At 67.0% G+C, this 26,258-nt stretch carries 16 protein-coding genes and 1 pseudogene; 8 read left to right on the plus strand and 9 right to left on the minus strand.

The window, feature by feature from the left end; all coding sequences use genetic code 11:
• Nucleotides 1–453: 453 nt before the first annotated feature.
• Both DT019_RS27090 and DT019_RS27095 read left to right on the plus strand, forming a co-directional pair.
• Nucleotides 454–7,206, plus strand: a complete 6,753-nt coding sequence (locus DT019_RS27090) for a polymorphic toxin-type HINT domain-containing protein (RefSeq protein WP_223279781.1) — start codon at nt 454–456, stop codon at nt 7,204–7,206.
• 2 nt (nt 7,207–7,208) lie between these two features.
• Nucleotides 7,209–7,472: a S1 RNA-binding domain-containing protein gene (locus DT019_RS27095; protein WP_189389967.1), complete on the plus strand. Its 264-nt coding sequence runs from the start codon at nt 7,209–7,211 to the stop codon at nt 7,470–7,472.
• A 165-nt stretch (nt 7,473–7,637) separates the two neighbouring features.
• On the opposite strand, the gene DT019_RS27100 is transcribed toward DT019_RS27095, so the two are convergent.
• The 4 genes and pseudogenes from DT019_RS27100 to DT019_RS27110 all read right to left on the minus strand — a co-directional run bounded on the left by DT019_RS27100 (nt 7,638) and on the right by DT019_RS27110 (nt 10,799).
• Entirely contained in the window at nt 7,638–8,399 is a 762-nt protein-coding gene (locus DT019_RS27100) for a transposase family protein (protein ID WP_114039553.1), read from the minus strand.
• A gap of 242 nt (nt 8,400–8,641) precedes the next feature.
• A pseudogene (locus DT019_RS27105) lies at nt 8,642–8,833 on the minus strand (hypothetical protein); the annotation flags it as partial.
• The gene (locus tag DT019_RS39775; RefSeq protein ID WP_411292741.1) at nt 8,830–8,988 is read right to left on the minus strand and encodes a hypothetical protein; all 159 of its coding nucleotides are present in this window, start codon (nt 8,986–8,988) and stop codon (nt 8,830–8,832) included. The pseudogene DT019_RS27105 and the gene DT019_RS39775, both read right to left, overlap by 4 nt.
• Nucleotides 8,989–9,017: 29 nt before the next feature.
• Complete coding sequence (locus DT019_RS27110; protein ID WP_114039555.1) at nt 9,018–10,799, minus strand: hypothetical protein; 1,782 nt, start codon at nt 10,797–10,799, stop codon at nt 9,018–9,020.
• 210 nt (nt 10,800–11,009) lie between these two features.
• On the opposite strand from DT019_RS27110, the gene DT019_RS27115 reads away from it, so the two are divergent.
• The 3 genes from DT019_RS27115 to DT019_RS40940 all read left to right on the plus strand — a co-directional run bounded on the left by DT019_RS27115 (nt 11,010) and on the right by DT019_RS40940 (nt 13,299).
• Nucleotides 11,010–11,303 (plus strand): hypothetical protein, encoded by a 294-nt coding sequence (locus tag DT019_RS27115; RefSeq protein ID WP_114039556.1) that lies wholly within the window; start codon nt 11,010–11,012, stop codon nt 11,301–11,303.
• A gap of 21 nt (nt 11,304–11,324) precedes the next feature.
• Nucleotides 11,325–11,519 carry a hypothetical protein gene (locus tag DT019_RS39185; RefSeq protein ID WP_147267356.1) on the plus strand — a complete coding sequence of 65 codons (195 nt, stop codon included), beginning with the start codon at nt 11,325–11,327 and terminating at the stop codon, nt 11,517–11,519.
• 988 nt (nt 11,520–12,507) lie between these two features.
• The gene (locus DT019_RS40940) at nt 12,508–13,299 is read left to right on the plus strand and encodes a hypothetical protein (protein WP_317617806.1); all 792 of its coding nucleotides are present in this window, start codon (nt 12,508–12,510) and stop codon (nt 13,297–13,299) included.
• A gap of 575 nt (nt 13,300–13,874) precedes the next feature.
• Here the strand turns inward: DT019_RS40940 and DT019_RS40775 are convergent.
• Nucleotides 13,875–17,099 carry an RHS repeat-associated core domain-containing protein gene (locus DT019_RS40775; RefSeq protein ID WP_262985342.1) on the minus strand — a complete coding sequence of 1,075 codons (3,225 nt, stop codon included), beginning with the start codon at nt 17,097–17,099 and terminating at the stop codon, nt 13,875–13,877.
• Between the two features lie 752 nt (nt 17,100–17,851).
• On the opposite strand from DT019_RS40775, the gene DT019_RS27130 reads away from it, so the two are divergent.
• A complete protein-coding gene (locus DT019_RS27130) occupies nt 17,852–18,958 on the plus strand; it encodes a three-Cys-motif partner protein TcmP (RefSeq protein WP_223279782.1) in 1,107 nt (368 codons plus the stop codon).
• On the opposite strand, the gene DT019_RS27135 is transcribed toward DT019_RS27130, so the two are convergent.
• Nucleotides 18,945–19,700, minus strand: a complete 756-nt coding sequence (locus DT019_RS27135; protein WP_114039558.1) for a DUF5131 family protein — start codon at nt 19,698–19,700, stop codon at nt 18,945–18,947. The two genes, DT019_RS27130 and DT019_RS27135, sit on opposite strands and share 14 nt — an antisense overlap.
• 211 nt (nt 19,701–19,911) lie before the next feature.
• Nucleotides 19,912–21,981, minus strand: coding sequence for a hypothetical protein (locus tag DT019_RS27140; RefSeq protein ID WP_189389969.1), 2,070 nt, complete (start codon nt 21,979–21,981; stop codon nt 19,912–19,914).
• Between the two features lie 1,551 nt (nt 21,982–23,532).
• Between DT019_RS27140 and DT019_RS27145 the strand changes: the two genes are divergently transcribed.
• Nucleotides 23,533–24,084 carry an HD domain-containing protein gene (locus DT019_RS27145; RefSeq protein ID WP_114039559.1) on the plus strand — a complete coding sequence of 184 codons (552 nt, stop codon included), beginning with the start codon at nt 23,533–23,535 and terminating at the stop codon, nt 24,082–24,084.
• A 13-nt stretch (nt 24,085–24,097) separates the two neighbouring features.
• Here the strand turns inward: DT019_RS27145 and DT019_RS27150 are convergent, their stop codons facing one another.
• Both DT019_RS27150 and DT019_RS27155 read right to left on the minus strand, forming a co-directional pair.
• A complete protein-coding gene (locus DT019_RS27150) occupies nt 24,098–24,568 on the minus strand; it encodes an NUDIX hydrolase (protein WP_114039560.1) in 471 nt (156 codons plus the stop codon).
• Nucleotides 24,569–24,582: 14 nt separating this feature from the next.
• Nucleotides 24,583–25,332 (minus strand): helix-turn-helix domain-containing protein, encoded by a 750-nt coding sequence (locus DT019_RS27155; protein WP_114039561.1) that lies wholly within the window; start codon nt 25,330–25,332, stop codon nt 24,583–24,585.
• 108 nt (nt 25,333–25,440) lie between these two features.
• Between DT019_RS27155 and DT019_RS27160 the strand changes: the two genes are divergently transcribed.
• Nucleotides 25,441–26,136, plus strand: coding sequence for an HAD family hydrolase (locus DT019_RS27160; RefSeq protein WP_114039562.1), 696 nt, complete (start codon nt 25,441–25,443; stop codon nt 26,134–26,136).
• The last annotated feature ends 122 nt before the right edge of the window (nt 26,137–26,258 follow it).

Consider the following 26,258-nt stretch of genomic DNA (forward strand, 5'->3'; position numbering starts at 1 on the left):
ACAAACGCAGGCGCCATGACCGCGCCGGCCAGAAGCACGGTCATGGCACGTGGGCGGAAGCGCCCCCGTGGCCATTTTCCGCCTCGTCTCGTGTGCACCTCATCCATCCTTTTCCGTCGGTGAATTTTGAGGTGACTCTATAGCTCCAGAATCCGGACTCTACCCATACTCCAGAGTTCCTGCCTTACACATGTCCTTTACATCAACAAGCCACCCTTTACCGCCCTCTAACACTCATAGCGGACACATAGGGTTCACTTACCTGAACCATATGCAGGCGGGCTTGACCTGCACCTTGCCCAACCTCTCAGAGGGTTGGACCTGGCGGTCGACAGCCTTGATTGACCGTTTCGATCAATTAATGCCGATCTGTGAAAACAAATGCTTGACAGTTCGTTTACAAGCACTGTTACGCTCCGTCGGTCATTTTTGAAAATGGGCGAGGGGTGGGGCGTGAGCCGTTTCGGCGTGCGTGGGTTGGCGGTTTCCATAGCCGCTGCGGTCACGGTGGGGTTGCTACCTGCCGTGTCGGTGGCAGCTAACAACGAAGGGCCGGCGTTGCCTGGCCTCAAACAGCCAAAAGCTGTCCCGGTGACGAAGGCACCGGCCGGTGGGGCAAAGAAGGCGGACGCCGCCGCGGCTAATGCCTGGAAGCGCCCGAAGGTTGTCTGGCCTGCGGCGGGTTCAGCCGACGTCGACCTGACCGAGGCAGCCACCACCAAGAGCGCCGGTATGTCGCTGGCTTCCAAGGCCGCCTCTGCGGGCGGGAAGCAGCGGGCAGGTTCCCTGCCCGTATCCGTCGCCGCCACTGGCACCGACGGTGCCATGGCCGCGCCTGCAAAGGTGAAGGTAGCGGTCGCCGATCGGGGCGCTTCTCAGAAGGCTGGTGTCGACGGACTTCTCCTGTCCCTCAGCCGCACCGACCGAGTCACCCAACCAGGCTCCGCCCAGGTTGAGGTCGACTACTCGGCATTCAAGGGCGCCTACGGCGGCGACTGGGCCGCGCGCCTCCACCTCGTCGAACTCCCTGCCTGCGCCCTGACCACCCCCGAAGTTGCCAAGTGCCGTATGGGGAAGCCGCTTTCGACTACCAACAACACCAAGACGGGAACGCTGGCCGCGAACGTGCCGTTGGCGGCGGCGCAGCCGTTGATGGCCCGGGCTTCAACGGGGGCCACCGTTCTGGCGGCTACCGCAGACGCCTCCGGTGGAACGGGCGACTATAAGGCCACCTCATTGCAGTCCTCCGGGTCCTGGAGTGCGGGCGGGTCAATGGGTGCCTTCAACTGGTCCTACCCCCTCAACGTGCCGTCCGTTCCCGGCGACCTGCAACCCAAGATGTCCTTGGGCTACAGCTCGCAGTCGGTCGATGGCCGGACGGCGGCGTCGAATAATCAGTCCAGCTGGCTGGGAGATGGCTGGTCGATGGAGCCCGGCTTCATCGAACGACGCTACAAGTCATGCAACGATGACAAGACCGGCGGCACCAACACGACCAAGGTCGGTGACCTGTGTTGGTTCAACGACAACGCGACTATGTCGTTGAACGGCAAAAGCACGGAACTGGTATACGACGCCACGGCTGGCTGGCATCCCGCGGCAGACTCGGGCGAGAAGATCGAGAAGCTGACGGGCGCCAACAACGGCGACAACGACGGTGAGCACTGGAAGGTCACCGACAGTGACGGCACCCAGTACTACTTCGGGCTGAACCGCCTGCCGGGCTGGAAGGACGCCACCACCCCGACTACCAACTCCACTTGGACTGTGCCGGTGTTCGGCAACCAGTCCGGGGAGCCCTGCTACAACGCCTCGTTCGCCTCCGCCTGGTGCCAGCAGGCCTGGCGCTGGCAGCTCGATTACGTCGTCGACGTGCGAGGCAACGCGATGGCGTACTACTGGAACACTGAGTCCAACAACTACGGGCGCAACGTCTCCGTGACCACCGGCAAAGCCACCGTCACCTCGTACGTTCGGGGCGGCTGGCTCGACCACATCGACTACGGCCTGCGCTCGGACACCGTCTACAGCGCCAAGGCCATGGGCCAGGTCAAGTTCGACGTCTCTGAACGGTGCCTGACCACCTGCGGCACCTTTGACACGACGAACGCCACGAACTGGCCCGACGTGCCGTTCGACCTGTACTGCAAAGACGGCGCCACCGAGTGCAAGAACCAGTACTCGCCTACCTTCTGGTCCCGCAAACGCCTCACGACCATCACCACCAAGGCCCTGACCGGCGGCGCCTACAAGGACGTCGACTCCTGGGCGCTGCAGCAAGGGTTCCCCGCAGCCGGTGACGGTGTGTCCACCCCGATGTGGCTGCAGTCCATCACCCGCACCGGCAAGTCCTCCGGCACCGTGGCACTGCCGCCTGTGATGTTCGCCGGGGTACAGAAGCCCAACCGGGTCGACAAGCTCGGGGACGGCTTGGCGCCGTTCATCCGACTGCGCATGTCGCAGATCACCACCGAGTCGGGCGGCACCATCGGCATCGACTATCTCGATCCCGAGTGCACCGCCACCACCCTGCCGCCGGCCGACGGGACGAACACCACCCGCTGCTACCCAGTGAAGTGGGCGTACGAGGGCGACACTGCCAAGCAGGACTGGTTCAACTCCTACGTCGTCCAACGGGTAACCGAAGGCGACAACCTCGCCAACACCCCGGACACCGTCACCGAATACAGCTATCTCAGTGGCGCCAAGTGGGCCAAAAGCACGGACGAGTTCACGAAGCCGGAAGACCGCGGCTACTCCATCGCACGAGGATACGAACGCGTCCAGACCCGCAAGGGCACCGGCACCGACCCCAAGACCCTCTCCGAATCCCGCTACTTCCGCGGCATCGACGGGGCCCAGGTCAAGGACAGCGACGACGCGGATGGCACCGCGGTCACCGACCGCGAGCAGTTCGCCGGCAGGGCCCGCTCCAGCTCCACCTTCAACGGCGACGGCGGCGCCCTGATCTCCCGCACCTCCTACACCCCGTGGCGCTCCGCCAAGACCGCCACCCGCACCCGCGCCGGGCTGCCGGACCTGGAGGCCTACCAGACCGGGACCGAGAAGGAATCCACCCGCACCACCATCACCGGCGGTGCCCGGACCACCGAGCTGACCCGGCACTTCGACAGCTACGGCATGGTCGACTCGGTCTCGCAGAGCGGCGACACCGACAAGACCGGTGACGAGCAGTGCACCATCACCGTTTACGTCCGTAACACCAACATCTGGGTGTTGAACAAGGTCGCAGAGACCAGGACCACCGCCGGGGCGTGCGGCACCGCCAGCAGCGCGCTCAACGACGGCGTCATCGACGACACCCGCACCTACTTCGACAACAACACCGACCTGAACGCCGCACCGGCCAAGGGCAACGCCACTAAGACGGAAAAAATCAAGGGCGACGGCTCCGGCTACGACACCGTCACCTCAGTCCCCAGCACCTGCGGCCCACTCAAGAACCAGCTCTGCTACGACCAGTACGGACGCGTCCTCGCCACAGCCGACCCGTACGGAAAGATCACCACCACCGCCTACACGCCGGCCACCGGTGAATCTCCCACTAAGACGGTCGTCACCAACCCACTCGCCCACGCCGTGACCACCATGGTCGATCCGCTGCGCGGACAGCCCACCCAGGTCACTGACGCCAACGGCAAGATCACCACCACCGCGTACGACGGGCTCGGCCGGATCGCCAAGGTGTGGATCCCCACCCGCTCCGCGGTCACCTACCCCAACTCGCCGAACTACGCCTTCACCTACCAGGTCCACAACGACGCGCCGACCGTCGTGGCCAGCATCACACTGACCCACGACAACCAGCTCGACGCCAGCTACACCTTCTACGACGGTCTGCTCCGCGCCCGGGAAACCCAGTCCGAGTCACCCGACCGTTCGGGACGGCTGATCAGCGAAACGTTCTACAACACCCGCGGCGAGGCCAACCGCACCTCCGGCACCTACTACACCAGCGGTAAGGCCGAACCCGTCCTGGTCACCGGCGCGGAATCCACCGACTACCCCGCCTCCACGGAAACCCAGTTCGACGGCGCAGGCCGCACCACCGCCGTGCTCAGCAAGCGGTTCGGAGACGTGAAGGAACGCACCGCCACCAGCTACACCGGCGACTCCACCACCGTCATCCCGCCGCAGGGCGGCACCAGCTCTACAGCCGTGGCTGACGCCCTTGGCCGCACCACCGAGCTGCGGCAGTACACCGACGCGGACCGCACTACCTACCAGTCCACTCTGTACAGCTATAACAAGCTCGGACGCCTGGAACAGGTCACCGATCCGTCCGGTGCCAAGTGGACCTACACCTACGACACTCGCGGCCGCCAGACCCGCGTCGACGACGCTGACAAGGGCGCTTCCACCACTGCCTACGACCAGGGCGACCGCGTCACCGACACCACCGACGCCCGCGGCATCACCCTCCACACCGACTACGACGCCCTCGGCCGCAAAACTGCCCTGAAGAACGGCACCAGCACCCTCGCAGCCTGGACCTACGACACCGTCGCCAAGGGCAAGCCTGGCAAGTCCACCCGCTACGTCGGATCGGATGTCTACACCACCGAGATCACCGGCTACGACGACCTCTACAACCCCAACGACACCGTCGTCACCATCCCCGCCAGTGAAGGCAAACTCGCCAACACCTACGAATGGTTCGCCGGGTACAACGCCAACAGCGGCCAGCAGGAATACATCTACCAACCGGCCATCGGAGACCTGCCCGAAGAGCAGGTCTCGACCACCTACACGGCGGTCCACGGCCTGGTCAACTTCGTCAACGCGGGCAGCGACCCGCTGATCTCCGCCACGACTTACGACCACTACGGCAAGCCCACCCGCCGGGAATACGGCGCCTTCAACCAGCACGTGTGGTCCACCACCGAATACGACGACCACACCGGCCAGCCCACCCGCGTCACCAACGACCGCGACACCAACCCCAAGCGCATCGACGACACCCACTACACCTACGACCCGGCCGGCAACCTCACCTCTATCGCCGCCGCCTACGGCCAGGACACCACCCGCACCACCGACACCCAGTGCTTCACCACCGACGCCCTGCGCCGGATCACCGAAGCCTGGACCAACACCGGCGAACAGTGCGCAACCACCCCCTCCGACCCGGTCATCGGCGGCCAGGACCCGTACTGGACCAGCTACACCTACGACCCGGTCGGCAACCGCAAGACCGAAATCCAGCACAAAACCCCCAGCGGCCCCACCGCCGACACCACCCGCACCTACACCGCCCCCGACCTGGGCACCCACAACCTGCCCAAGGTCACCCAGACCGGCACCGGCGCCCATGACGAGACCTACACCTACGACCAGGACGGCAACACCAAAACCCGTGCCATCGGTCCCAGCACCCAAACCCTGACCTGGGACGACGAAGGCCATCTCAAAACCCTCACCGACGGCACCAACACCTCCAACTACCTGTACGACACCGACGGACAGCGCCTCATCCGCCGCGACTCCACCGGCACCACCCTCTACCTCCCCGGCGGAAACGAACTCCACGTCGACAAGGTCGGCCTCGTCACCGGAACTCGCTATTACAGCGCCGCAGGACAGACCGTCGCAATGCGGACCGGCAGCAAGCTGACCTACCTGCTCAGCGACAGCCACGGCACAGGAACGACCCAGATCACCGCCGACGCCACCCAGACCATCACCCGACGTAAAAGCACTATCTTCGGCGCACCCCGCGGCGACCAGCCCACCACCTGGACCGGAGACAAGGGGTTCGTCGGCGGCACCAAAGACACCGACACCGGCCTCACCCACCTCGGCGCCCGCGAATACGACCCCGCGACCGGCCGCTTTATATCCGTCGACCCGATCATGGACCTGAAGGACCCACAACAAGCACACGGATACACATACGGCAGCAACAATCCGCTCGTCTACACGGACCCTACCGGCCAAATGCAGATGTGCGGTGAAGGTGGTGCAGCCTGTTATGAAGACGACTGGAACACAGACGGCACAAAGAACACGGACGACGATCGGGAAACGTCTGGTTCGACCGAATGCCGCCATGACCCCGACTGTATCCGCGGCACTATCGGTGGAACCGGCAGCGGGAGTGGGAGCGGGAGCGGGAGCGGGAAGCACAAGGGAAAGGGTGTAGGAGGGGTCACGTACAAAGGCGGAGCCCCCTACATCAACGGTGTCTGCGTCTGGGCCGCAGGTAGTACTTGTGGCCACGGAGTTGGAGATGAACCGGCAGCTGCGGTTTCGGATGAAAGCCTTGACTGGGTCTGCGTACCCAGCGAGAGCAGCTCAAGATGCTCACTCCGTAAATCTTTGTACCGCAGCCAGGCCATGATGGAAGGCTTCGCCGCTGTTTTCGGAGCCAAAGCAGCTGGCGGCAGGGGAGAGTCGGGTAACTGCTTCCTAGCCGGTACCGAAGTGTTGATGAGTGACAAGTCAACCAAGAAGATCGAGGACATCAAGGTCGGCGACGAAGTCACCGCCACGGACCCTCAAACGGGAAAGACTTCGAAGCGTCAGGTATCCGCCCTCATCGTCACTGAGGGCGACAAGCACCTCAATGAACTGACCATCACCACCAAAGACGGCCCCAAGAAGGTCACTGCCACACGGGAGCACCCATTCTGGGTTCCGTCTGAGCACCGCTGGGTCCGGGCAGGCGACCTGAAGTCGGGCATGACCCTGCTCAGGGACGACGGATCGGCCGTCCCCGTGCAAGCGAATCGCGCATTCCTCAAGCACACGCGCACCTACAACCTGACCATCACCGACGACCATACGTACTATGTACTGGCGGGGGCTACGCCGGTACTGGTTCATAACGACTGCGGCGACTCGTTTCCAATCTACAGGTCCCCCAAGACCGCAGATAAGAATTTCGAGCTTGAGCATGGGCCAAATCCAGATATGCAGCACGCCCAGGGAAGCAATGGATTCATTTACTTCGGCGAGAAAAGCGTCGCCATGGAGTACCAAGGACGGGGCCCTTACGCATCCGGATTGATCAGATACGATATGCATCCATCGTTCCTCAGTGTATTCGAGAAAGCCCCTCAGAGATATGACTGGCAGGGGCCCGGTGGAAGCCCGCGCATTGAATTCGAAGTCCCGTTTGGCCGACTCCACGAATTCAATTCACTGACACAAAACCGCACATGGCTGCCTCACGGAGAGGAGTGAGTATGTGTATCCGTCTACATCAAGAGCTTGACGCCATCGTAGTGAAAGTTCAGCCCTGGGGCCTGGAAGTCGAATTTGGAAACGGCACACAAGGGCTGATCGACAATATGAAGGATCCAATGTGGCCTTCGGGCGACCGATCCTCCATCATCGGTGAGGAAATTAAGGTCGTTGTTATTGATGATCAGCGCGAGCCGGTCCGACTCAGCGCCCTCGACGCTGATCTAAATACCGCCCGCATGAAGAGATCGGCAACGAACGAGTAACCCAAATATTGCCGACACCAGGGCAGGCCCCGCCGGAGATTTCCTCCTGGCGGGGCCTGCCCGTATCCGAGATCGGTTTGACGGCCGCTGTGGGACATGTGAGTCCAAGCTGAGCCATCGGCCACATACACTCCCACTGGAATGAGGGAAATCATGGAGGGTTTTTCATCCTGACGCGACAGCGAGGTGAAGGGCGAGGACTGCCTGCACGATTGCGGTGATGCGGTTGGTGCTGCAGCGCAGCTTGCGAAGCAGGCGCCAGCCCTTGAGCGTGGCCATGGCCTGCTCACCCACGCAGCGGATCCTGGCGTGGGTGGTGTTGTGCCGGTGCTGCCACCGCTTGAGGCGGCGCCCCTTGAACGGAACCCGCACGTTGTGGGCCGCGCCCTGGTACGCCTTGTCCGCCCAGCACTTCAGGCTGGCTTCGGCGAGGGCGTCGATGAGGCCATGCTCACGCGCCGCGGTCAGATCGTGAGTGGCCCCGGGTAACGCGGGCGAGGCCCACAGCAGGCGTCCGAACGGGTCGGTGAGGACCTGAACGTTCATGCCGTGATGCCGCTTCCTGCCCGAGTAGTAGGGCCGGTCGGCGGCAACGCGGTTGATTGGCAGCACGGTGCCGTCCAGGATCACGTACGCCTTTGTGCGGGCCACTGCCATCGCATCGTCGAGCGTCGGCGAGAGCACGGCCAGGACATCGACCGCTTCGCGGACGTAGCGATACACGGTGGCGATCCCGATGCCGAACCCGGCCGAGAGCTGCGCGTACGTATCGCCGCAGCGCAGGTGGGCCAGGGCGAGCAGGGCCTGGCGTCCCGTGGCCAGACGCCGCCACCGGGTCCCGATCTCCCGGCGGCGATGGGCCAGTTCGCGGCTCAGGTAGCGCAGGTGCGCGGTGGACAGATCAATGGCCGACGGGTAGACAAGCACACGGAGCTCCTGGAACGACGGTTGGTCTTGGTCGACAACTCGTCTACCAGGAGCTTCGCCGTTCTACCGAGGCGTCCAATTCGTGGTCACCACGGGCAGGTTGGAAAGAGCTCACTTCTGATATGAAGGCGCGTTCGGGGCAGCGGCAGGCCCGGCTACGGTGACGTCACGGCGAAGAGTGCCGCCATGCCCAGGCCTGCTCGGTAGTGACCACAGCGAACGTCCGGCCCCGACTCATGCCGCACAGTCACGCCGGGCTCCGGCGTGCGCGCCCGTCTGCGGTCGGCCTCGACGAGCGCGCACGCTGGGGCGTACAGGAACCAGCCGGGCTCGACGTGTGCCCGGTGGGTCAGGCGCGAGGCCAAGATGTTGCCCTGCCCGGCGGCCGCCATCGCGGTCTCGTTCAGGACGACGATGCGCATGGCCTCGCTCACCGGCTGGTCACCTGCGCGAGGCGGCGGTACAGCTCGGCGTCCAAGTCGCTTTCCTGGGCCGCGGTCGGCGCGTACCCGTTCCATTCCTGGAGCGCGGCCTTGGCCTTCTCGGCCCGCTCGGCGGGCGTGAGCAGCGTCTCGGCCCGCCGCCGCACGTCGCGAGGGGCCGGGCGTCGCGCGGGAGCTATGCAGCGCTTTCCAGGCGGCAGTACATGCAGTAGTCCCGGTCCGGGTGCGGGCCGACGAGGCGTTCCAGCTGCTCCCAGGGGATGGTGCGGGGCGAGGCGGTGATCAGTGACTCGATCGTGGTGATGAGTTGCTGGTTCATGCTGGGCTCCAGGCCGACCAGATGCACCTGGGTGCCGGGGTGCCAGACGGTGTGCTCGATGACGGCTGCGAGCCGGTCGGGCTCACCGCACTCGGGCAGGATGACCAGCCGGTCCTGGTCGGTGGTGACGAGTACGACGGCCGGTGCGAGTCCGTAGGAGTCGCCATAGGTGACCGTGCGCAGTGCGACGGCGCCCAGGAACGCCCCGGCCTCGGCGGGGCCGGGGGTCGGCACACGGCGGGGCACGTGCACGGCGAGCAGCGCAGTGCCGGCCGCGGTGGCGCACCAGGCGGGTCCGGCCGAAGCCGGCCAGGTGCCCAGCCGGGCGTGCGCGGCACCGTCCGGGTGTACCTCGAGTTCGTCCAGGACGCGCTCGGCCCGGTAGCTGCTGCTCGGCTCCGCCTCGGTAACCGTCTCGGTCAGCAGCGCGGCCACCGGCTCGGGGAGCTCGGCGGTGTTCAGCAGGACGGTGCGCGCGCTGTCGGGGTCGCCGAAGATGCGGTGGGCGTCTCGGGCCAGGCGCCGGGAGGGGGCGTGTTCCATGAGCCAGTCCAGAGCGGGGAAGAAGTCGCCGTGCTGGCCCGGGAGTTCGGCGGGCAGGCCGGAGTGGACCGCTAGTTGCCAGACGTCAGGATCGCAGTCGGCGGGCAGTGTGGCGCGCCCGCCCGCGTAGCCGGGCCGCCAGGGTCGGGAGGCTTGGTTCCAGTGGGCGTCGCCGAGTGCGCGTACGGAGGTTGCGAGCTCACCGTCGAGTTGGTCGGCGGTAGCCGCGCAGCGGCGCCGGAAAGCGTCGGCCTCGGCCAGCGGCGGGGGGATCGGCTCGGTCAGCTGGACGTCGGGATCCCAAGCGACGGCCAGCGTCGGTGTCGCGCAGCCCGCCGGCCACCACGGCAGCCGGTGCCCGAGCGCAGCCGCGAGGTCTTTCATCTCCTCCGCCTGGACAGGAAATTGGCGCAGCCTGCGGTGAAGCCGGTCGTTGTCGCAGGCGTCCGGCTGTGCGTCGGATCGGTACAGATCGAGCAGTCGCACGAGGCCCGGCCTGCTGAAGTGCGAGTCCTCCTCGGTCGGCAGCACCACCAGGGTGCCCAGGAGGGCGCCCCTGGCGAACCTGCGCACCTCGAGGCCGTCGAGCGCCTCGTGCACGAGGTGGTGCAGCGGACTTCCGTGCGGCCAGCGCGGGGGCCAGCCCCACAGCCGGCTGCTCTCGCCGGGCGCCATCACGGTGGCCAGCCACACCGACGGCCCGCTCGGGGACGGGGTGGTGTAAGAGGCGAGGTGCACGTCGATGGGCGGGCGCCGCTCGTCGGCGTCCGCACCGGGATCCTGGCGCAGGGGCACCGTGCGGTGTGCGGTGCGCTGCAGGCGGGGGCCGTCCGGGCCGGGCAGCAGCCAGGAGGCAGTGCGCGCCGGCAGGCGCCGCCCGGTGGCCGCGCACCAGCGGGCCACCGTCTTTCCGTACCACAGCGGCCGTTCGGCGGTGCGGTCCTCGGCGTCCGGGGCAGGTAGGGCAACGGCCGGGTCGGCAGATCGCAGTTGGGTGATCCGGCCGCGGGACAGTCCGGTCAGCCGGGCGATGTCGGCACTGGTACAGACGAAGGGGAGGCCGTCGTCGGCCGTACGGAAGCGGAGTAGGTTCACCCACCCCACGCTAAGCGAAGTGTTTAGCCTTGGTGGTGGATTGGCGGAAGTCGTCCGCGCCCGCCTACGCCCCGCCGGGATCTGCCGGGCGCGCCCGGCGCAGGGCCAGACGGACAGCCGGACCCTCCGCCTGCCCGGACATCCGTGAACTGCTGTGCCCTGGTGGGCTGTTGGACCCGATGGGTCAGTGCTCCTCGCTACGCTCACCTCATGGACCTAGACGATGCGATACATGCCGCCCGGTTCCGGGCCGAGTCACTGGATTCCCAGCCGCGCCAGCACGCTGAGCGGCTGGACCGGGAGCGCAAGGATGCTGCTGAGCTGCTGGAGGAAGCGGTCCGGCGGCTGAGCCCGTACAAGGGCGGGATCTTCGGCAAGATGCGGCAGTGCGCATTCGGCCGGTTCCGCGGCAGCGACGGCCGGCGCTACACGATTGCCGAGCGTCACCGCTGCTGGCTGCTGGTCTCCATGGAAGGCGTTCACCCTCAGACCGAGGTCTGGTAAGAATCCTCCCCGATCCTGCTCTTGGAGAATGCAACCGTCGTACGGGTGTGGCAGGACTTCCGGGGCGAGGCAGACAACCAGTTCGCCTCCTCCCTGGAACCGACCCCCGTAGGCCAGGACTACATCCCGATGCTCGCCGCGGGCACCAACTGGGTGGAGGAGTTCAAGAAGCGCCTGGGGGAGGCCGTCGTCCGCTACGAGCGCGGCGGCCGGTAACCGTGATGCCGGTCCGTGCGCACCGTCCCGGACGTACCGGCATCACGGTCGCCCCCAGAGTTTCCGGGTGAACCCCTGAGCCCGCAGTCGGTGCTCTTGCGCGCTTGCAACCAGGGCGAGTTCACCAGCTTCGCCCCTTGTGCCGCATACGGTGGCCTCGCCGCCCGCCCACACGCCCTGCACGCGGGAAGCGGCGGCAGGCATCGCAGACACGTCATGGGAGGAAGATCGGGATGACGCAGGACGCTGTAAGCGAGCTGGACGAGCGGGTGCCGGGGCGCCGTTGGACAGTACGTCTGGACGCCACCGGCCGGGGCAGCGCGGCCGTGCGCGTCTCGTGCAGCCGTCCTGCCTGTACCGAGCAGCGCCTGCCGTCCGCGACGGCCGGCCGTGCGGCCGCCATCGCCCACCTCAAGGCCCACCTCCGCGCCGCCCCCGCCCCGCGTACTGCGCATGCAAGCTGGAGGGCTGCCACACCCACCTCCCCGATACCGGCCGGCCTACGCGTGCCGAACCCTGGCGGTGTGGCGGCCCGGTCGTCCTGGCCGTGATCACAGACCGGGAAGGACGCTGGTGGCAGGCCATGGAGTGCTGCTCCCGATGCGCGGCCGCCACCCCCGGCGCCAGAACCGCAGCCACCTCCCAGCACCCCACCCCACACACCACCGACCGCCCGCTTCCCGCGCCCACGAGCAGCGGCGCGGGCCCGAGCGGGCCGCAGTTCTCCGACCACCAGGCCGCCACGACCGCACTTCCAACTCCCCGCCCGGCCCCCGCACGGCGCCACCCGCCGTAGGCGAAGATCGCCCAGCGGGTCATCCCCCGCGACCTGCGTCCTGTCACCCTGCGGGACGAACTCATCGAACTCGGCGATCTCTTCCGGGCCTACCAGCGGCGCGACCAGCCCGACCTGGCGCTCCTCGCCGACCTCCACGAACGCAAGGCCCGCGCCTTCACCACCTGGGCCGACGTCACCTGCGACGGGCCCTTGCGGTGGGAGGCCCTGCGCGCCGAACAGGCCGCCGCCACCGCCCGCCTCCAGCACCAGCAGCGCACCGGCACCGGCACCATCACCGGCGACCTCGCGGACACCGGCAGGCCGGACGTGACGCGGCTGCTGACCGTGGCAACCCAGTGGAAGCATGCGCGGTCCGTCCTCGCCTACGTGGCCGACCACAGTCCGCTGCCCGGCCCGGACGAACGGCTCCTGGCGCTCATGCTGACCCTGCGCACCGCGCTCACCGGCACCGGCAACCTCGTCGGACAGGACATCGCCGCGCTGAACTTGACCGACCCGGATGACCTGCTCGACAAGCTGACAGGCTGCGGCTGGCTCACCCTGCCAGGTACCGCCGAGGACCTACTCACCTCCCGGCCGGAGAACCCGACCCCGATTACCATCCCCTCCCTGATGCCGCGAGAGGACACGGCGGGCCCCTTCACATTCGGCAAGAAGATGCGGCCCAAGCTCTCCGGCTGGGCCCAGAAGGTCATCTCGGACAAGAAGCTCCGCAAGGCCAAGGCCACCGCCGCAACCCGGCTGCTCGCCCTGACACTGGCCACCCAGTCCGACGCCTCGGGACGCCTCGGTCTCCGCGGCCGGGGCATCACCCTGACCGCTCTCGCCGCCTGGGTCCAGGCCGATTCCGGCGAGCTGCAGCGCCTGGTCGACCAGCTGACGCAAGCAGACTGGCTCACCGACGCCGTCCTCACCGACGTCCACCTCACCGGGCAGCTGACCGAACGCGTCCTCCCGCTCACCTGCCCCCTCCAGGCATGAGGCACAGCAACCTCCGGCGACCAGCATGTCCGGTTTTGGACTGGGCGCGGCCAGGCTGACGCGGAGTCCCTCGATCTCGCCGAACCAGCCTGCCAACCGGGCTTCGGCGACCCGGTCGACCAGGTTGTCGCGGATCTCTGCCAGCTGGCTACGTTGGCGGGGCCGGGACGTAGAAGGGAGCAAGGGAGGACGCAGGCTTCTCCGAATGTCCCGTCATGGGCTCCCGTGACGGGCACGGGCTGCGGCCCCGAACCGGAACGGTCGGGACCGCCGCGTTGGTAGGGGCGGCCGCGAACCCCGGGCACGATTGAATCGGCGTAGCCGGTCAGTGGTTGTCCGGTCGCGTCTCTCGTTGCGCTTCCCGTATCCCTTGGAAGACCTGCGTGATCGATACCACTGACAGGGCGTAGAACACCCATAGAGCGAACGTGGAATCAACCCACAGAACGCAGACGATCGTTGCCACTGCGCAGATCGAGAGAGCTATGGCAGCCCATCGGATGCGTTCGAGGCCGCGCCAGGGTCCGTGCACCGCCGACTCCGTTCTCTGTAGATGGTGGTTGCGCTTCGCGGCCTTATGCCTTGGGCAAAAAGACCGTTGCAGCCCCTCCTATGGCTCCGATGACCCCCCACGTGGCGCAGGACTCTCCGGCGTCCTTGAGCGAGCCTCCCGTCGTGCGCTCGCCTACCGCTCCTCCTAGGCAGCCGCCCAGAAATCCTCCCAGAATGGGCCCGCCAAGCAGCGTCCCGACGACGGCTCCGGCTGTGGCGGCTCCTGCTGCGGCCAGCGTGGCGGCAAAATCAAAGAGCCCAGTCGGGTCAGTCCGGTTGATGGGGTCGCCGTCGGCGTAGAGGTATGGATTGGTGTCCTGTCCGCTGGGGTCGGTGCTGGTGAAGCGGCCGAGACTGGGGTCGTAGGAGCGGGCGCCCATTTTGTAGAGGCCGGTGGGGTCGAGGTAGGCGCCGGCGTAGCGGTAGGGCTGCGGGGTCTGTTCGGTGGTGGTGCGGGGCTGACCGGTGGGGGTGTAGGTGTAGCTGTGGGTGCGGGTGCCGGTGGGGTCGACGAGGGCGAGGATGTTGCCGGTGGCGTCGGTGAGGTAGTAGTAGCTTTTTCCGTCCCTCGTCATGGAGTTGAGGGTTCCCGCCGGTTCGCGGACGAATCCGGTGTCCTGGTTGCCGGTTGTGGAGGCGGCGAGTCCGGTCTGGGTGTGGTGGAACCAGGTGTCGCCGATGCGGATGCGTTCGGTGTTGGTGGTGTCGGCGTTCTCCACCGGGTAGGTGGTCGACCCCGTTGTGATCGAGGTCTGCTGGCCGAAGTCGTTCCACGTTTCGTCGGTGCGGGCGGTTCCGCCGGCGGGGGCGGCGGAGGTTTCGTTGCCGTTGGCGTCGTAGGACCAGCCTGCCGTGGATCCGGCCTTCGTGGTGAGCTGGCCGGGGTCGTTGTAGCCGTAGGCGGTTCCGTCGTTGCAGGTGGGTCCTGTGCCGGTGTTGGTCAGGTTGCCCGCGGCGTCGTAGCAGTACAGCCACGATCCCGAAGCCGCTCCGGTGCTGTTGGTGTCCTGGGCCTGGTTGAGGCGGCCGGCGTCGTTGTAGCTGTAGGTGGTTTTGCGGTGGGTGGCATCGAGGGTGTCGGTGCGGCTGTAGATCTTGATGCCGTTCTTGTCCGCGCTCGCTCCGGCCGGGCGGTAGGTGTAGGTGTAGGCGAGGTCGACGAGGGTGCCCTGGGGTGAGGTCGCCTTGATGGTCTTCGGCTTGCCGTCCGGGTCCAGGGTCACACTCTGGACGGTGTTGCCCGGGTAGGTGGTGCTGGTGCGGTGGTCGTTGGCGTCGTAGCCGTACGTTGTCGTCTGGCCGTCGGGCGCCTTGAGCGCGACCAGGCGGTCGGCATCGTCCCAGGTGTAGTCGGTGGTGCCGGCGGGGTCCTGGTAGGTGTCGACGTTGCCGTCGGCGGTGTAGGTCAGCAGCGACTGCGAGTTGTCCTGGAGCGTGCGCAGCGTTTCGCGGCCCAGGCCGTCGTAGGCATGCTTGACCGTGCCGGTCTGGTCGGTGCGGGCGGTGAGGTTGCCGTCCAGGTCATAGACGTACGTCACCGACAGGCCGCCGCTCGTGGTCACCTTGCGGACCTGGTCGAGGTTGTCGTAGCTGTAGGCGGAGGTGATGCCGCGGCCGTCGGTGACGGTCGTGGGTCTGCCCAACACGTCGTACGTCGCGGTCGTCGCGCCTTGCGGCGTGGGCGGGGCCGTCTTGGTGAGGTTGCCGTGGTCGTCGTAGGTGAAGTTGGTGGTCTTGCCGCGGGCGTCTTTGCTGGTGCAGCGCTGGCCGACGAACCCGCCGCATGTCGGTGTGGACGGGTTGTACGTCGAGGTCGTTGTACCTCCGCCCGTGCCGGACACGGCCACCGAGGTGGTGTTGCCGACCGCGTCGTAGCCGTAGGCGGTCTTGGTGTTGTCGGGGGTGGTGAAGGAGTCCGGGACGTCCATGCCTGCCTTGTTCAGCCAGGGCGTGAACGAAGCCAGCGCCCCGGTGGGGAGCTTGGCGGAGGTGGGGTTGTTGCGGTTGTCCCACCCGTACGTCGTCACGTTGCCCGGGGTCGAGCCGGTGCCGAGCGCATCGGTGGCGGTCTGGGTGAGGTGCTGGGTGTACGTCTTGGACTGGGAGTGGTGCAGTGGGTCGGTGACCTTGGTGACCTCGCCGTCACTGTTGTGGTCGTATGTCGTCGGCTTGCTCGTCGGATCGGTGACCGTGGTCGTGCCGGCCTCGTACGGTGTCGAAGCGGCGTAGCCGAGGGTCCAGGTGGGCTCGCCTCCGCCGGAGCCGCCCGCCTCGAAGAACTGCTTGTACGAGGTCAGGCGGTTGTGGTCGTCGTAGCCGAACAGGATCGCCCGGCTCTCCGAAGTAGTGATCTTCTCCAGGCGGCCGTCGCTGTCCCAGTTGTACTTGGTGACGTTGCCCTCGGCGTCCGTGGTCTCGTCGATCCGGCCGGAGCCGTCGAGGTGGTACTTCACCGTGCGGCCAATGGTGTCGTGGGCGTTCCAGTGCGCCGCGTCCTGGCGCTCCAGAGTGATCGAGCGACCTGAGGCGTCATCGGTGACCTTGAGGCCGGTCACCTTGTTGTCCGCGTCGCGGTCGCGGTCCACGCTCTGGTGATTGCCGTTGCGGTCCTCGATGCCGGTCAGGTTGCCGTACTGGTCGTAGGTGTCCTTCGACCCGGATTTGCGATCGGTGAGCGTGTAGGTGTTGTCGCTGTTCTTCTTGAGATCGAGGGAATAGCCGGCCGGGGTGGTGAAGCTTCCGTCGGTGTTCCTCGCGAAGGAGATCCGTGCGCCGGACTGGTCGTAGAGGTCGACCGAACTGGTCGGGTCCACGTCGAGGTAGCGCTCGTAGCCGAGCCACCAGGCGTTGGAGACCGCGCCCCAGGGTGCGTCGAGGGAGTTGTAGGTCCGCGTCCACGTCAGCTTCCCGGCGACGCCGGCGATGTCGAAGTCAGTGGCCGCGACCAGGAGGTTGCCGGTGGAGTAGTCGACCTTGACCGCGATGGACTTCGACAGGCGCAGACCGTGGAACTGATGCCAGGGGACATTGCCCTGGCCCTGCGGTGGAGTTCCGGACGACAGTTGGGTCCGGGCCTTCGTCTGTGCGCTGGGTGCGGGGCTGGAGGGGCGGGTCTGCTGGCGGGTGTGCCAGGCCTGGCGGCCCGCGTCAGGAGGAGCGGCCCGTTTGGAGACGGAGGCGGTGTTGCTGCCGCCCGCAAGCGGCGGTATCGCGATGTCGGTCTTCTTGCCCCATGCCGAACCTGCCACATGCGGGGCAGCCGGCGAGGCCAGGGCCGGCAGCGCGGTACCGGCGAGGGAGACCACAGCGACCGCTGCGATGACCGACAGGCGAGTACGGGATCTCGCACGCCTTGCGGGCTCGCCAAAGGAAGAGGTGTGCATCAGCTTCCCCCCACGGAAAGTTGAAACCGGCAGCCCCACTGGCCCCCGGAAGCCACACACACTCACACAGCAATCGAACAGAAACTCCTGCCTTTCCCCCTAACTTGCCTTTCATTGCTGCCAGTTCACGCCAGAACGCGGGCCGTCTTCCGGCGCCGAACCAGGCGTTGCGGCCGTCCGTGCAGGCCAGAGCACCGCTGGACGTGACGTAAACACCCCGGCCGGAATCATCCCGTCCATCGCCCGTCTCCGTCGCTCACGGCAAGGGCCCCGAACCCCGCCAGCTGGCCGGTTCCTGGTCAGCAACACCGCGGTGTCTGCCACAGCGAACACGGGGCGTCGGCCGCCCAACACGGGCCCGAGGGGGCATCGCGGTATAACCCGGTTATAAATCGCGCTGCTCGAGGTGCCAGCACGTCTGCCTCCCGCAACGACGCGGTGGGCGGTGCGGCGACCTACGCCCTCAGCTCATGCCCCCCTGATCCCCGCCCGCCGAGTCGGTCGGCCGGCGAGCTGTGCTGTTGCACCTGACTCCGTTTCGACGCCCTCTGGTGCCGGGTGATGTCCCGTCAGACACTTCGGGAAGGGGTTCTTTCGAGTGCGGTCACCTGGGGGCGATGAGCATGGGTGTCTTGTGGGATCTGGAGCCGGCGACCGCGGCCAAGCACCGTCTCTACCAGCGCTACCTGGACGCGTGGTGGCCGATTCTGCTCCAAGCTTCGAACGGCTACATCCGCCCGCGCGTGACCCTGCTGGATGCCTTCGCCGGACCCGGCCGCTACAAGGGCGGTGAGGATGGCTCCCCCGTCTTCATCCTGCGCCGCCTGCTCCACCACAGTGCCGTCGACCGGATGGGCCTCAGCCGCGAACGCGTCAGACTGATCTTCATCGAGAAGGACCGCGCCCGCTACGAGCACCTGTTGACCGAGCTCACCGGGCAGTTCGGTCCGCTGGACGACCTGCCCGTCCGGGTCGAAGTCCACCGCGGCGAGGCGGGACGCGACAGCGAGATGCTGTTGACCCGTTCCAAGGCCTGGGGGCATCCGATCCTGGGGATCTTCGACAGCTGGGGCAGCGTCCAGACTCCCCTCGACCTCATGACCCGCATCGCCCGGAACAAGTCCAGCGAGGTCATCACCACCTTCGGACCGAACTGGTTCAACCGCCGAGAAGAGCTCAACGCGGACATCCTCGACATGGTCTTCGGCGGCCGCGCCCACTGGACCCCGGCCGACGACGAACAGCGCCCCGACGAACGCTGGCGCGTCTGGACCCGGACATACCGTGAAGCACTCCACCGGGCCGGATTCGGCTATCAGCTCCAGTTCAAACTCGTCCCCCGCACCGGCCAAGACCTCTACCTCGTCTTCGGCACCGGCAGCCCCAAAGGCCTGGAAGCCATGAAAGACGCCATGTGGAAAGTCGACGACAGCGACGGAATGAGCTTCCGCGATCCCCGCACCCGCGGCGCCGTACCACTGGGCCAGCTCGACCTGTTCCAGGGCACCGGCTGCACCGACCCCGAACTGGTCGAACTCATCACCCAGCGCCTCACGCTCGGCCAGGCCAGCGTCGAAGAGATCGGCCGGTGGCTTCTCACCGAGACCTCCCGCTGGAAAGCCAGTCACGCCTTGGGAGCCGTGAAGGAGATGCGCCAGGAGGGGGCCCTGGTGGTGCTCTCCGCCGGGAAGCTCACCAGCAAGAGCCTGGTCAGCCTGCGCTGATTGCCGTCGACAACGGCAGCTGGTCCCAGGTCCGTCCTTCCAGCTCGCGTCCCAGGGACTTCGGGGTGCGCCCGCCCCACTGCTTGAAGAAGAACGCCACCCCGGCATCCGTACAGACATCACGGATGCCGGTCACCCATTCCTCGCGCACCGGACGGAATCTAGGGCCGGACTCACCGCCCGCGATGACCCAGTCGATGCCTGTGACGTCCAGGCCGTCCAACGGCCCCAGCAGCGGCTCGCACGACAGGAAACGGACGGCGGCCGGAACACGGCGCAGGTCGTCCACCCGCGCGAGTTCCTCCATGCTCTCCACCGACACCCCCATCCATACGTTCGCCGGCCACTCCAGCTGGTCGGCGACCCGCCGTAAGCGGTGCGCCCGCTTGGTCAGCACCTGATAGGTGTGCTGCGGGGTATCCGCCATGACCTGGAACACCTGCCGCACGAAGTCCAGCGGCACCCGGGCGTGGAACAGGTCCGACATCGAGTTCACGAACACCGTCCGCGGACTGCGCCACCCGTACGGAACCGCCAGCGCCTGCGGATGGGCCGTCAGCCCGAACCCCGGGCCCGAAGTACGGGGGTCACCGTCGTTCTGGTACTTGGCCGACCCCATCGCCTTCAGCCGCTTGGCCAGCGTCAGCGCATAACAGTTGTCGCACCCGGCCGAGACCCGGTCGCAACCCGTGGTGGGATTCCAGGTGGCCTCGGTCCACTCGATCGTGCTCCGGTCACTCATCCCGACCTCCCCGACTCCAGCCCTCCGGCCGGCGTGCGACGCCCTGCCCAACGACCCGGACCCGGCCGCCGACACGCCGCCATCCAATCACTCCATCGTCCCCTCCCGCAGGCCACCTCAGCCGCCCCCAGCTCACCAGGCAAAACGTCAACTCCCCTTCGACGCAGTCGAGATCGATGAATACGCCCCATCCGGGCGGCCAGCCGGAGGGCTACTGCCACGGCAACTGCTGAACGCGGGCCGCTACCTGGCCGACAACGGGATCAAGTGGTTCGGCGGCGGCGCGGTTGCGCCAGTCCAGGACCTGCTCACGGGTGAGGTCCTCGAGGACCAGCTCCTGCTCGCCGGAGAGGTCGGCGGGCTCCGGCTGCGGAGCAGGCGCGATGACGGCGGCCGCGCGCGGAGCAGGCAGGACGACCGGGGGCACCGGCTCGTCCGCGACGATGTCGGCCGGTTGCGCGGCAGCAGCTTCGGCGCGGGTCTTGGTAGCGGCGGCTTGCTGCTCCCGGATCCGCTCCCACCGGCGGGCCTTGACCCCCGCTTCGGCCGTCACGGTCTTGTGCAGCTGCTGCGCGAAGGCTGTACGGCGCTCGCTGTCGGGGGCGAACGGGCCGACGGAGGCTGCGGGCACGGTGGGTGCGGACGCCAGGGCAGCAGCTTCCTCGCGGCAGAGCTTGCACAGTCCGTCCTCGAGGGCGCGGCCGGTCAGCAGGATCCGACAGCCGCAGTCACCGCAGGAGCCGCGCGGCGGTCCCTCCGGCTGCCGCGCTGCCGGGGCCGGAGCCGGGATGCAGCTCGCGTCGTCCAGCTGGCAGGCGGCACAGGAGCCGTCGAGGCCGGGAGGGGTGCCGCGGTCGGGGCACAAGCCCTGCTCCAGTCGCTGAGCGGCGAACTTGTCGGCGACGATCTCCTGGCACACGGCGCAGCGCTCGCCGTTCGACCAGCGCACCCCGGACTCGCAGTCGAAGTGCCCGCAGCCCCAGCGCGGCAGTGCCACCCCGAGCAGCCACCGGCCCGGGTCACGGATCTCCGACGGCAACGTCCCGGCGGTCCGGGCGGTCAGCCGGTGATACAGACGCTCAGCGTCCATCCCGGCGTCCAGCTGACGGCCGACCTCCCGGACGATCTGCCGCTCTACGAACGGGTTGTTCACCCGCTCCAGCAGCCAGCGCACCGGCTCCAGCACCGCGTAGATCTGCGGCCTCATCGAGAGCTGCGGGCCGGTGTACGACGGCCGGGTCGGTCCCTTGCCGCTGCTGCGCTGTGCGCCGTTCGGCTTCGTGGGGGCGGGCTGGTTGTTCTCATCCGCGCGCAGCGCGAGACCACCGTGCGCGTCCGGATGCGCCGCCGCGTCAGCCGGGCTTTCCCCAGCCTCTACAACCGGTACCTCGCCTACGGCGGATGGGAAGAACGCGCCCTCGTCATCAGGTGAGTCAGTCCTAGGTGATTCCCTCTTCGCGAGGGATCCCTCATCAACCGGGGAACCCGATCCCTCACCAACTTGGGAACTGGCCGCCCCTGCACAACTGCTCGGTACAGCTGCTTCGGACGGTTTCACCACGGCACTGCACCCGCCGGCGGCGACGTCCGGTCCGGTTTCCGCACCGCGCAGGTCGTGCGCCACGTAGACGTGCCGGCCGCGCTCCCCCGCCCGCCGCCGCACCGTCATCCAGCGTGCCGCTTCCACCGCATCCACCACCGCTGACGCGGCCGTCACCGAGAGAGCCTGACCGGCCTTCTTACCCGAGCGGTGGAGCAGGTACGACGCGAGCTCCGCCTCCGTCAGCCCCACACCGAGGGCCTGCGCGTACGAGACCAGCGCGTACACCCGCAACTGCCGGGGCGTCAGATCCTCCGCAGCCGCCACCGGCACCCACACGAACGCCTCCGTGCGGTCCATGGGGCGCGTCCGGCGCACCGCCGACGTACCCCTACCGCCCGGCAACGTCCGCCGCTCCGACTCGAGCTCGGTCACACCGTCCTGCGCCGGATGCGACAGCACCTTCAGACCACGCTCCACCGACGCCTTCGACAGCCCCAGATACGAGGCGATCGTTACCGCCTTCGCCTGGCACCCCTCCGGCCGCGCCGCGAGCGCCTTCACCTTCACGTACACCGACAACGCCACGTCCTCATAAAACGCAGACCACACCAACCGCATCGGCACACGAACCCGCTGCCTCCGCACCCGCCGGTCGCCAGAGGGCACCGCATCCGAGGAAACGGCAGCGGCCTCGCGGGGGCCCGGGATCAGCACGGCCGCTGCCGCCACGGCGCTCACCGGCCCACCGCCCCGACAGGACTGGCGGACACTGCGAAGGCCAGAAGCGTCTGTGTCGTCACGGGGACGGTGTCCGCGCCAAAGCGGGCACCCGCATGTGGGGCAGGAAGAGGCTGCGTTCGATCACCCATCCGCTGACCCTGCGCCGACCAGCCTGTGGACAGCGGCCGGTCAGCACCGATCCCCCACGGCGCTCCCGCACCTTGAGGAAAAATCTTCGAAGCCGCTTCGCCACACGGGACAGCGTCCTCGAGGACGCCGCCGCCGACAGATTTGTCAGCGACCTCCTGGCGGTGGCGCAGGACAGGGGCTGCCGACGCCGTGACGACCGCGCTCGCCGGGCCGCTCTCGGCGCCAAGAGGGGTGTCTGGTGCTGCACTTGTGTGCAGCACATCACCTGCCCAATCTGCTCGAAACCGGAGCAAACGGGCGTAGCGAGGCTGGAAAAGGGCACAGCAGTCCTGCACAATGGCTCCTGTCGTGGAGGCATCGCCAAGACGGCATGACGAAGCCCCCTAGTGGTGCTTCGTGGTTCGGCCAGAACCAGGTACGAGCGTCCGATCGGCCGCTAACCGTGAGGACGACCCCTTCGGGCGGGGCTGCTAACTCCGTCCGGTGTCAGAAGGGGGACGCTCAGCCGAGGTGCTCTAACACTTCGGAGATTGGGCGTCCCGGCGGCTGAAGCGGAACGCTCGCCGCCTGAGACAGCTACAACGTCACGACCTCCCACGGCGAGATCGGGCTGCGCCGCTCTCCAGCGCAGAAGCCATGAGAGACCCGGCGGAACATTGCTGCCGGCCAGGGAGAAACGGAGGCGGACATGCGCGGGCACTCCACTGGAGCGACGCTCAGGCGTCGCTGCAACGGCGGGGTGGTGTGTGTCCACGCGCGGGTACGGGTACCCTGCATCACGTGACCGCCTTTCTCGTGTGGGTCGCCGGGCCGAGAGTCTTCTCCCGGTCGAGAGCCCCCACGGACTTGCCTAAGGTCCCGGGGGCTTTTCCTTGTACTGCTGCGGATCAAGTCCGGGGTCAGCCTGCTCCCCTGACACTCCATGGGGTGACTGCAGGTAACAACGTGTCGGGCCCATGATTGACGCACCGTCACTCTCCATGGATGGGCTCCTCCGGCATCGGCGGCGGCCAGGACAGCTGAACCAGACAGTCCTCACGTGCGCACCGAACGTCGGTGGCGGAGGACGACTCATCGGTCGTCCCTTGAGTGCTGGGGCTTACTTGCGGGCTCATCTTCCGTGATGCCAAACGCGCGCCGCGCGCTGCGCAGATCACTGTACTCATGAATTCGATACAGCTGCAATAGCCTCAGGTGCTTCCTGCTGGGTCAACTTGAGGCGGCCCAGCCTTGGCTGGATCCGATCACCAAGCGATCTGCCGCTGAGTGGAGGGGGTGCTGCTTTGGAACCAGCGCGGCAGTACGTACGGGCATCGTTGACCGTCGGAGAGGACGCTGTCACCGCCAGAACGGACACCCTCAAGACGTCCTGGGACGTTCCGACCCGTCACTGCCCATTGGGGTCGTAGCCTGCTGGATATGGATCTCACCACGTGGGCGCACGACCTGGCTGAGTCCCTGCTCGCGGAGTCGCTGCCGCGCAGATGGGCACATTCCCAGGGCGTCGCGGCCAAGGCCGTCACCCTGGCACCGATCCTCGGCCAGGACGACACCCTGCTGCAGGCCGCGGCGATGCTCCACGACATCGGCTACGCGCCGCCGCTGGCGACCACCGGTTTCCACCCCTTGGACGGCGCCCGCTATCTGCGCGACCACACCAGCGCGACCTTCGACTTGGTCCGGCTGGTGGCCAACCACTCGTGCGCTGTACTTGAAGCCGAGGAGCGGGGCCTGCGCTACGAGCTGGAGACCGAGTTTCCCCTGCTGGAGCGCGATGATTTGGTGGCTGCGCTCATCTACTGCGACATGACCACCACCCCGCACGGCGAACCCACTACCGCCGACGCTCGGCTCGCAGAGATCCGCAGCCGCTATGGCGACTACAGCATCGTCGGACGGTTTATCCGCCGGGCCGCTCCCGACATTTACTCGGCGGTCTGCAGCGTCTCGCACCGGCTCGGCAACGTTTGAGAAGGAGCCGATGTCAGTCGACGTACGCGGCCGCGCCCTCAAGGAAATGGCCAATCTGCCGGAGCATCGACGGATGGATGTCGTACGAACCAAGTTCGCTGGGCAGCACCCAGCGAACCCCGTCAGCCTCATCGTTGATAGTCGGCTCGCCGCCGACCGGCCGCCCCAGCACCGTCACCTCGTATGCCTGCCGAATCTCGCCGTCTGCGTACGCCACCACATGCTCCGGCGGCGAATACACCCCCAGTAGGCCCGTCGCCACGGCGTCGATCCCCGTCTCCTCCTTGCACTCCCGCACCGCGCACTGGGATGGCGACTCCCCGATCTCCATCGCCCCGCCCGGCAGTGCCCACTGGCCCGTGTCCCGGCGCCGCTGCAGCAGGATCGCCCCGTCTTCTCGGGCGACAAGCATGTTGCACGCCGGGATCAGGCTGTTCGGCTTCGGTGCATCAGCGGCGTACCAATATTCGATGCGTCCACCCATCGCGGGCACGCTCCTCACGTCGACTCGGGGGACCAGGGCCTTGCAGTCTCCCAGACCGCGTCAAAGCTTCCGCTGTAGTGGTCGAACCAGCCCGTTCCCTCCATCCGCCGCAGTTGAAGTAGCGGATTCGCGGAGGCCGGCTGCCCCCAGATATGCGGGTTGACCATGAGCACGTCGTCGTACCGGAATAACGAGTTGTAGAGTGTGGTGTCGTGCAGCCGCACCTCGCACCTGGGCACGCCGGCCAGTTTGCGGTAGTACGTCAACGAAGCCCGGATCTTCGCGGAGAGTGTCCCGCCGATTCTTTCTTCCTCGTCACGGATGGATACCGCCCGGCCAGCCGGATCACCGAAACACAGCCGGACCTGTACCCCGGCTTGCGCACGCTCCTCCAGCATCCGCGCGACGTGTGGATTCGACTGTGCGAAGAACGTGCCTGAGAACACTAGGACGTCGATTTGCTGCCGGGCAGAGGTAAGTAGCTGCATCCAAGCTGCCTGCGGCACGCTCGCGCGATTCGGGAAGATCCCAATCAGCTCGGCTTGCGCGGTTGCCAGCCGGTGTGCGTCGTTTGCTTCGGGCGGCCACAGGTATGACTCTTCCGCATTGAGGTGCTGAGCTGCTGCCCAACGATGCTTCTTGTGCGGAACCCGTCCCTTGGTGACCCACCGGTCCACCGTCTTCGGATCCACCTCGCACGCTTCAGCGAGCGCCTCGGGGCTCACACGCTTCTGTGCCATGACCGTACGCAGCCGTTCATTCACCAGCACATCCTCGCAGGACGTTTCGGGACGCGGCAAGACACCGAAGTATGCGAGGACGTCTCAACATCCAACTCGGCTCTGGGCGTTCGGACTATCTACGCTGGCCAGATGCCGCTGATCGTTCTGTGGGACGTTGACCACACCCTCATCGAGAACTCCGGTGTCAGCAAGGAGATCTACGCTGCCGCCTTCACCGCGCTCGCAGGGCGTTCCCCGGAGCGGCCGGCACCCACCGAAGGCCGCACCGACCGCGCCATCATCCCGGCCATGTTCCACGAGCATGGCCTGCCCGCCCCCGACTGGGACGGAGCCAGACAAGCCCTCGAAGCGGCTGGGCGTGGCCGCGAACCCGCCCTGCGGCACCGCGGCTACGTCCTCCCTGGCGTACGAGAAGCCCTCGAAGCACTCGCCAGCGACCCAGATATCTGCTCATCCGTCCTCACCGGGAACATCACCGCCAACGCGCGCGTCAAGCTCGGCGCCTTCGGCCTGGACGAGCTCCTCGACATGAACGTCGGCGCGTACGGAGAAGACGCCGAAGATCGCGCACAGCTTGTCGACGCCGCCCGCATGCGAATTCACGCCGCCCACGGCATCGTCCTCGGTACGCCTGTGGTGCTGATTGGCGATACTCCCCGTGACGTCCGAGCCGCCCACGAGGCCCACGCGTACTGCATCGCCGTTGCCTCGGGCATCCATTCCGCACAGCAACTGCTCTCCGCCAGAGCCGACTTGGTCCTCTCTGACCTCACCGACACCCACGCCCTTCTCACGCATCTCCGGTCACTAAGCACCGCGCGGTAGAGGCGTCCCAGGACGTCCTCGCCGCGTCCACTAAGGCGGTGCCACCGTCCCGCTACTGCTACCACGATCAGGCTTGAGGCAGATGAGGCAAACGGCCTGGTGGTGGGACGAGTCGAGATGCG

This window comes from Streptomyces sp. SDr-06 (genome assembly GCF_003324565.1).
Lineage (GTDB): Bacteria > Actinomycetota > Actinomycetes > Streptomycetales > Streptomycetaceae > Streptomyces.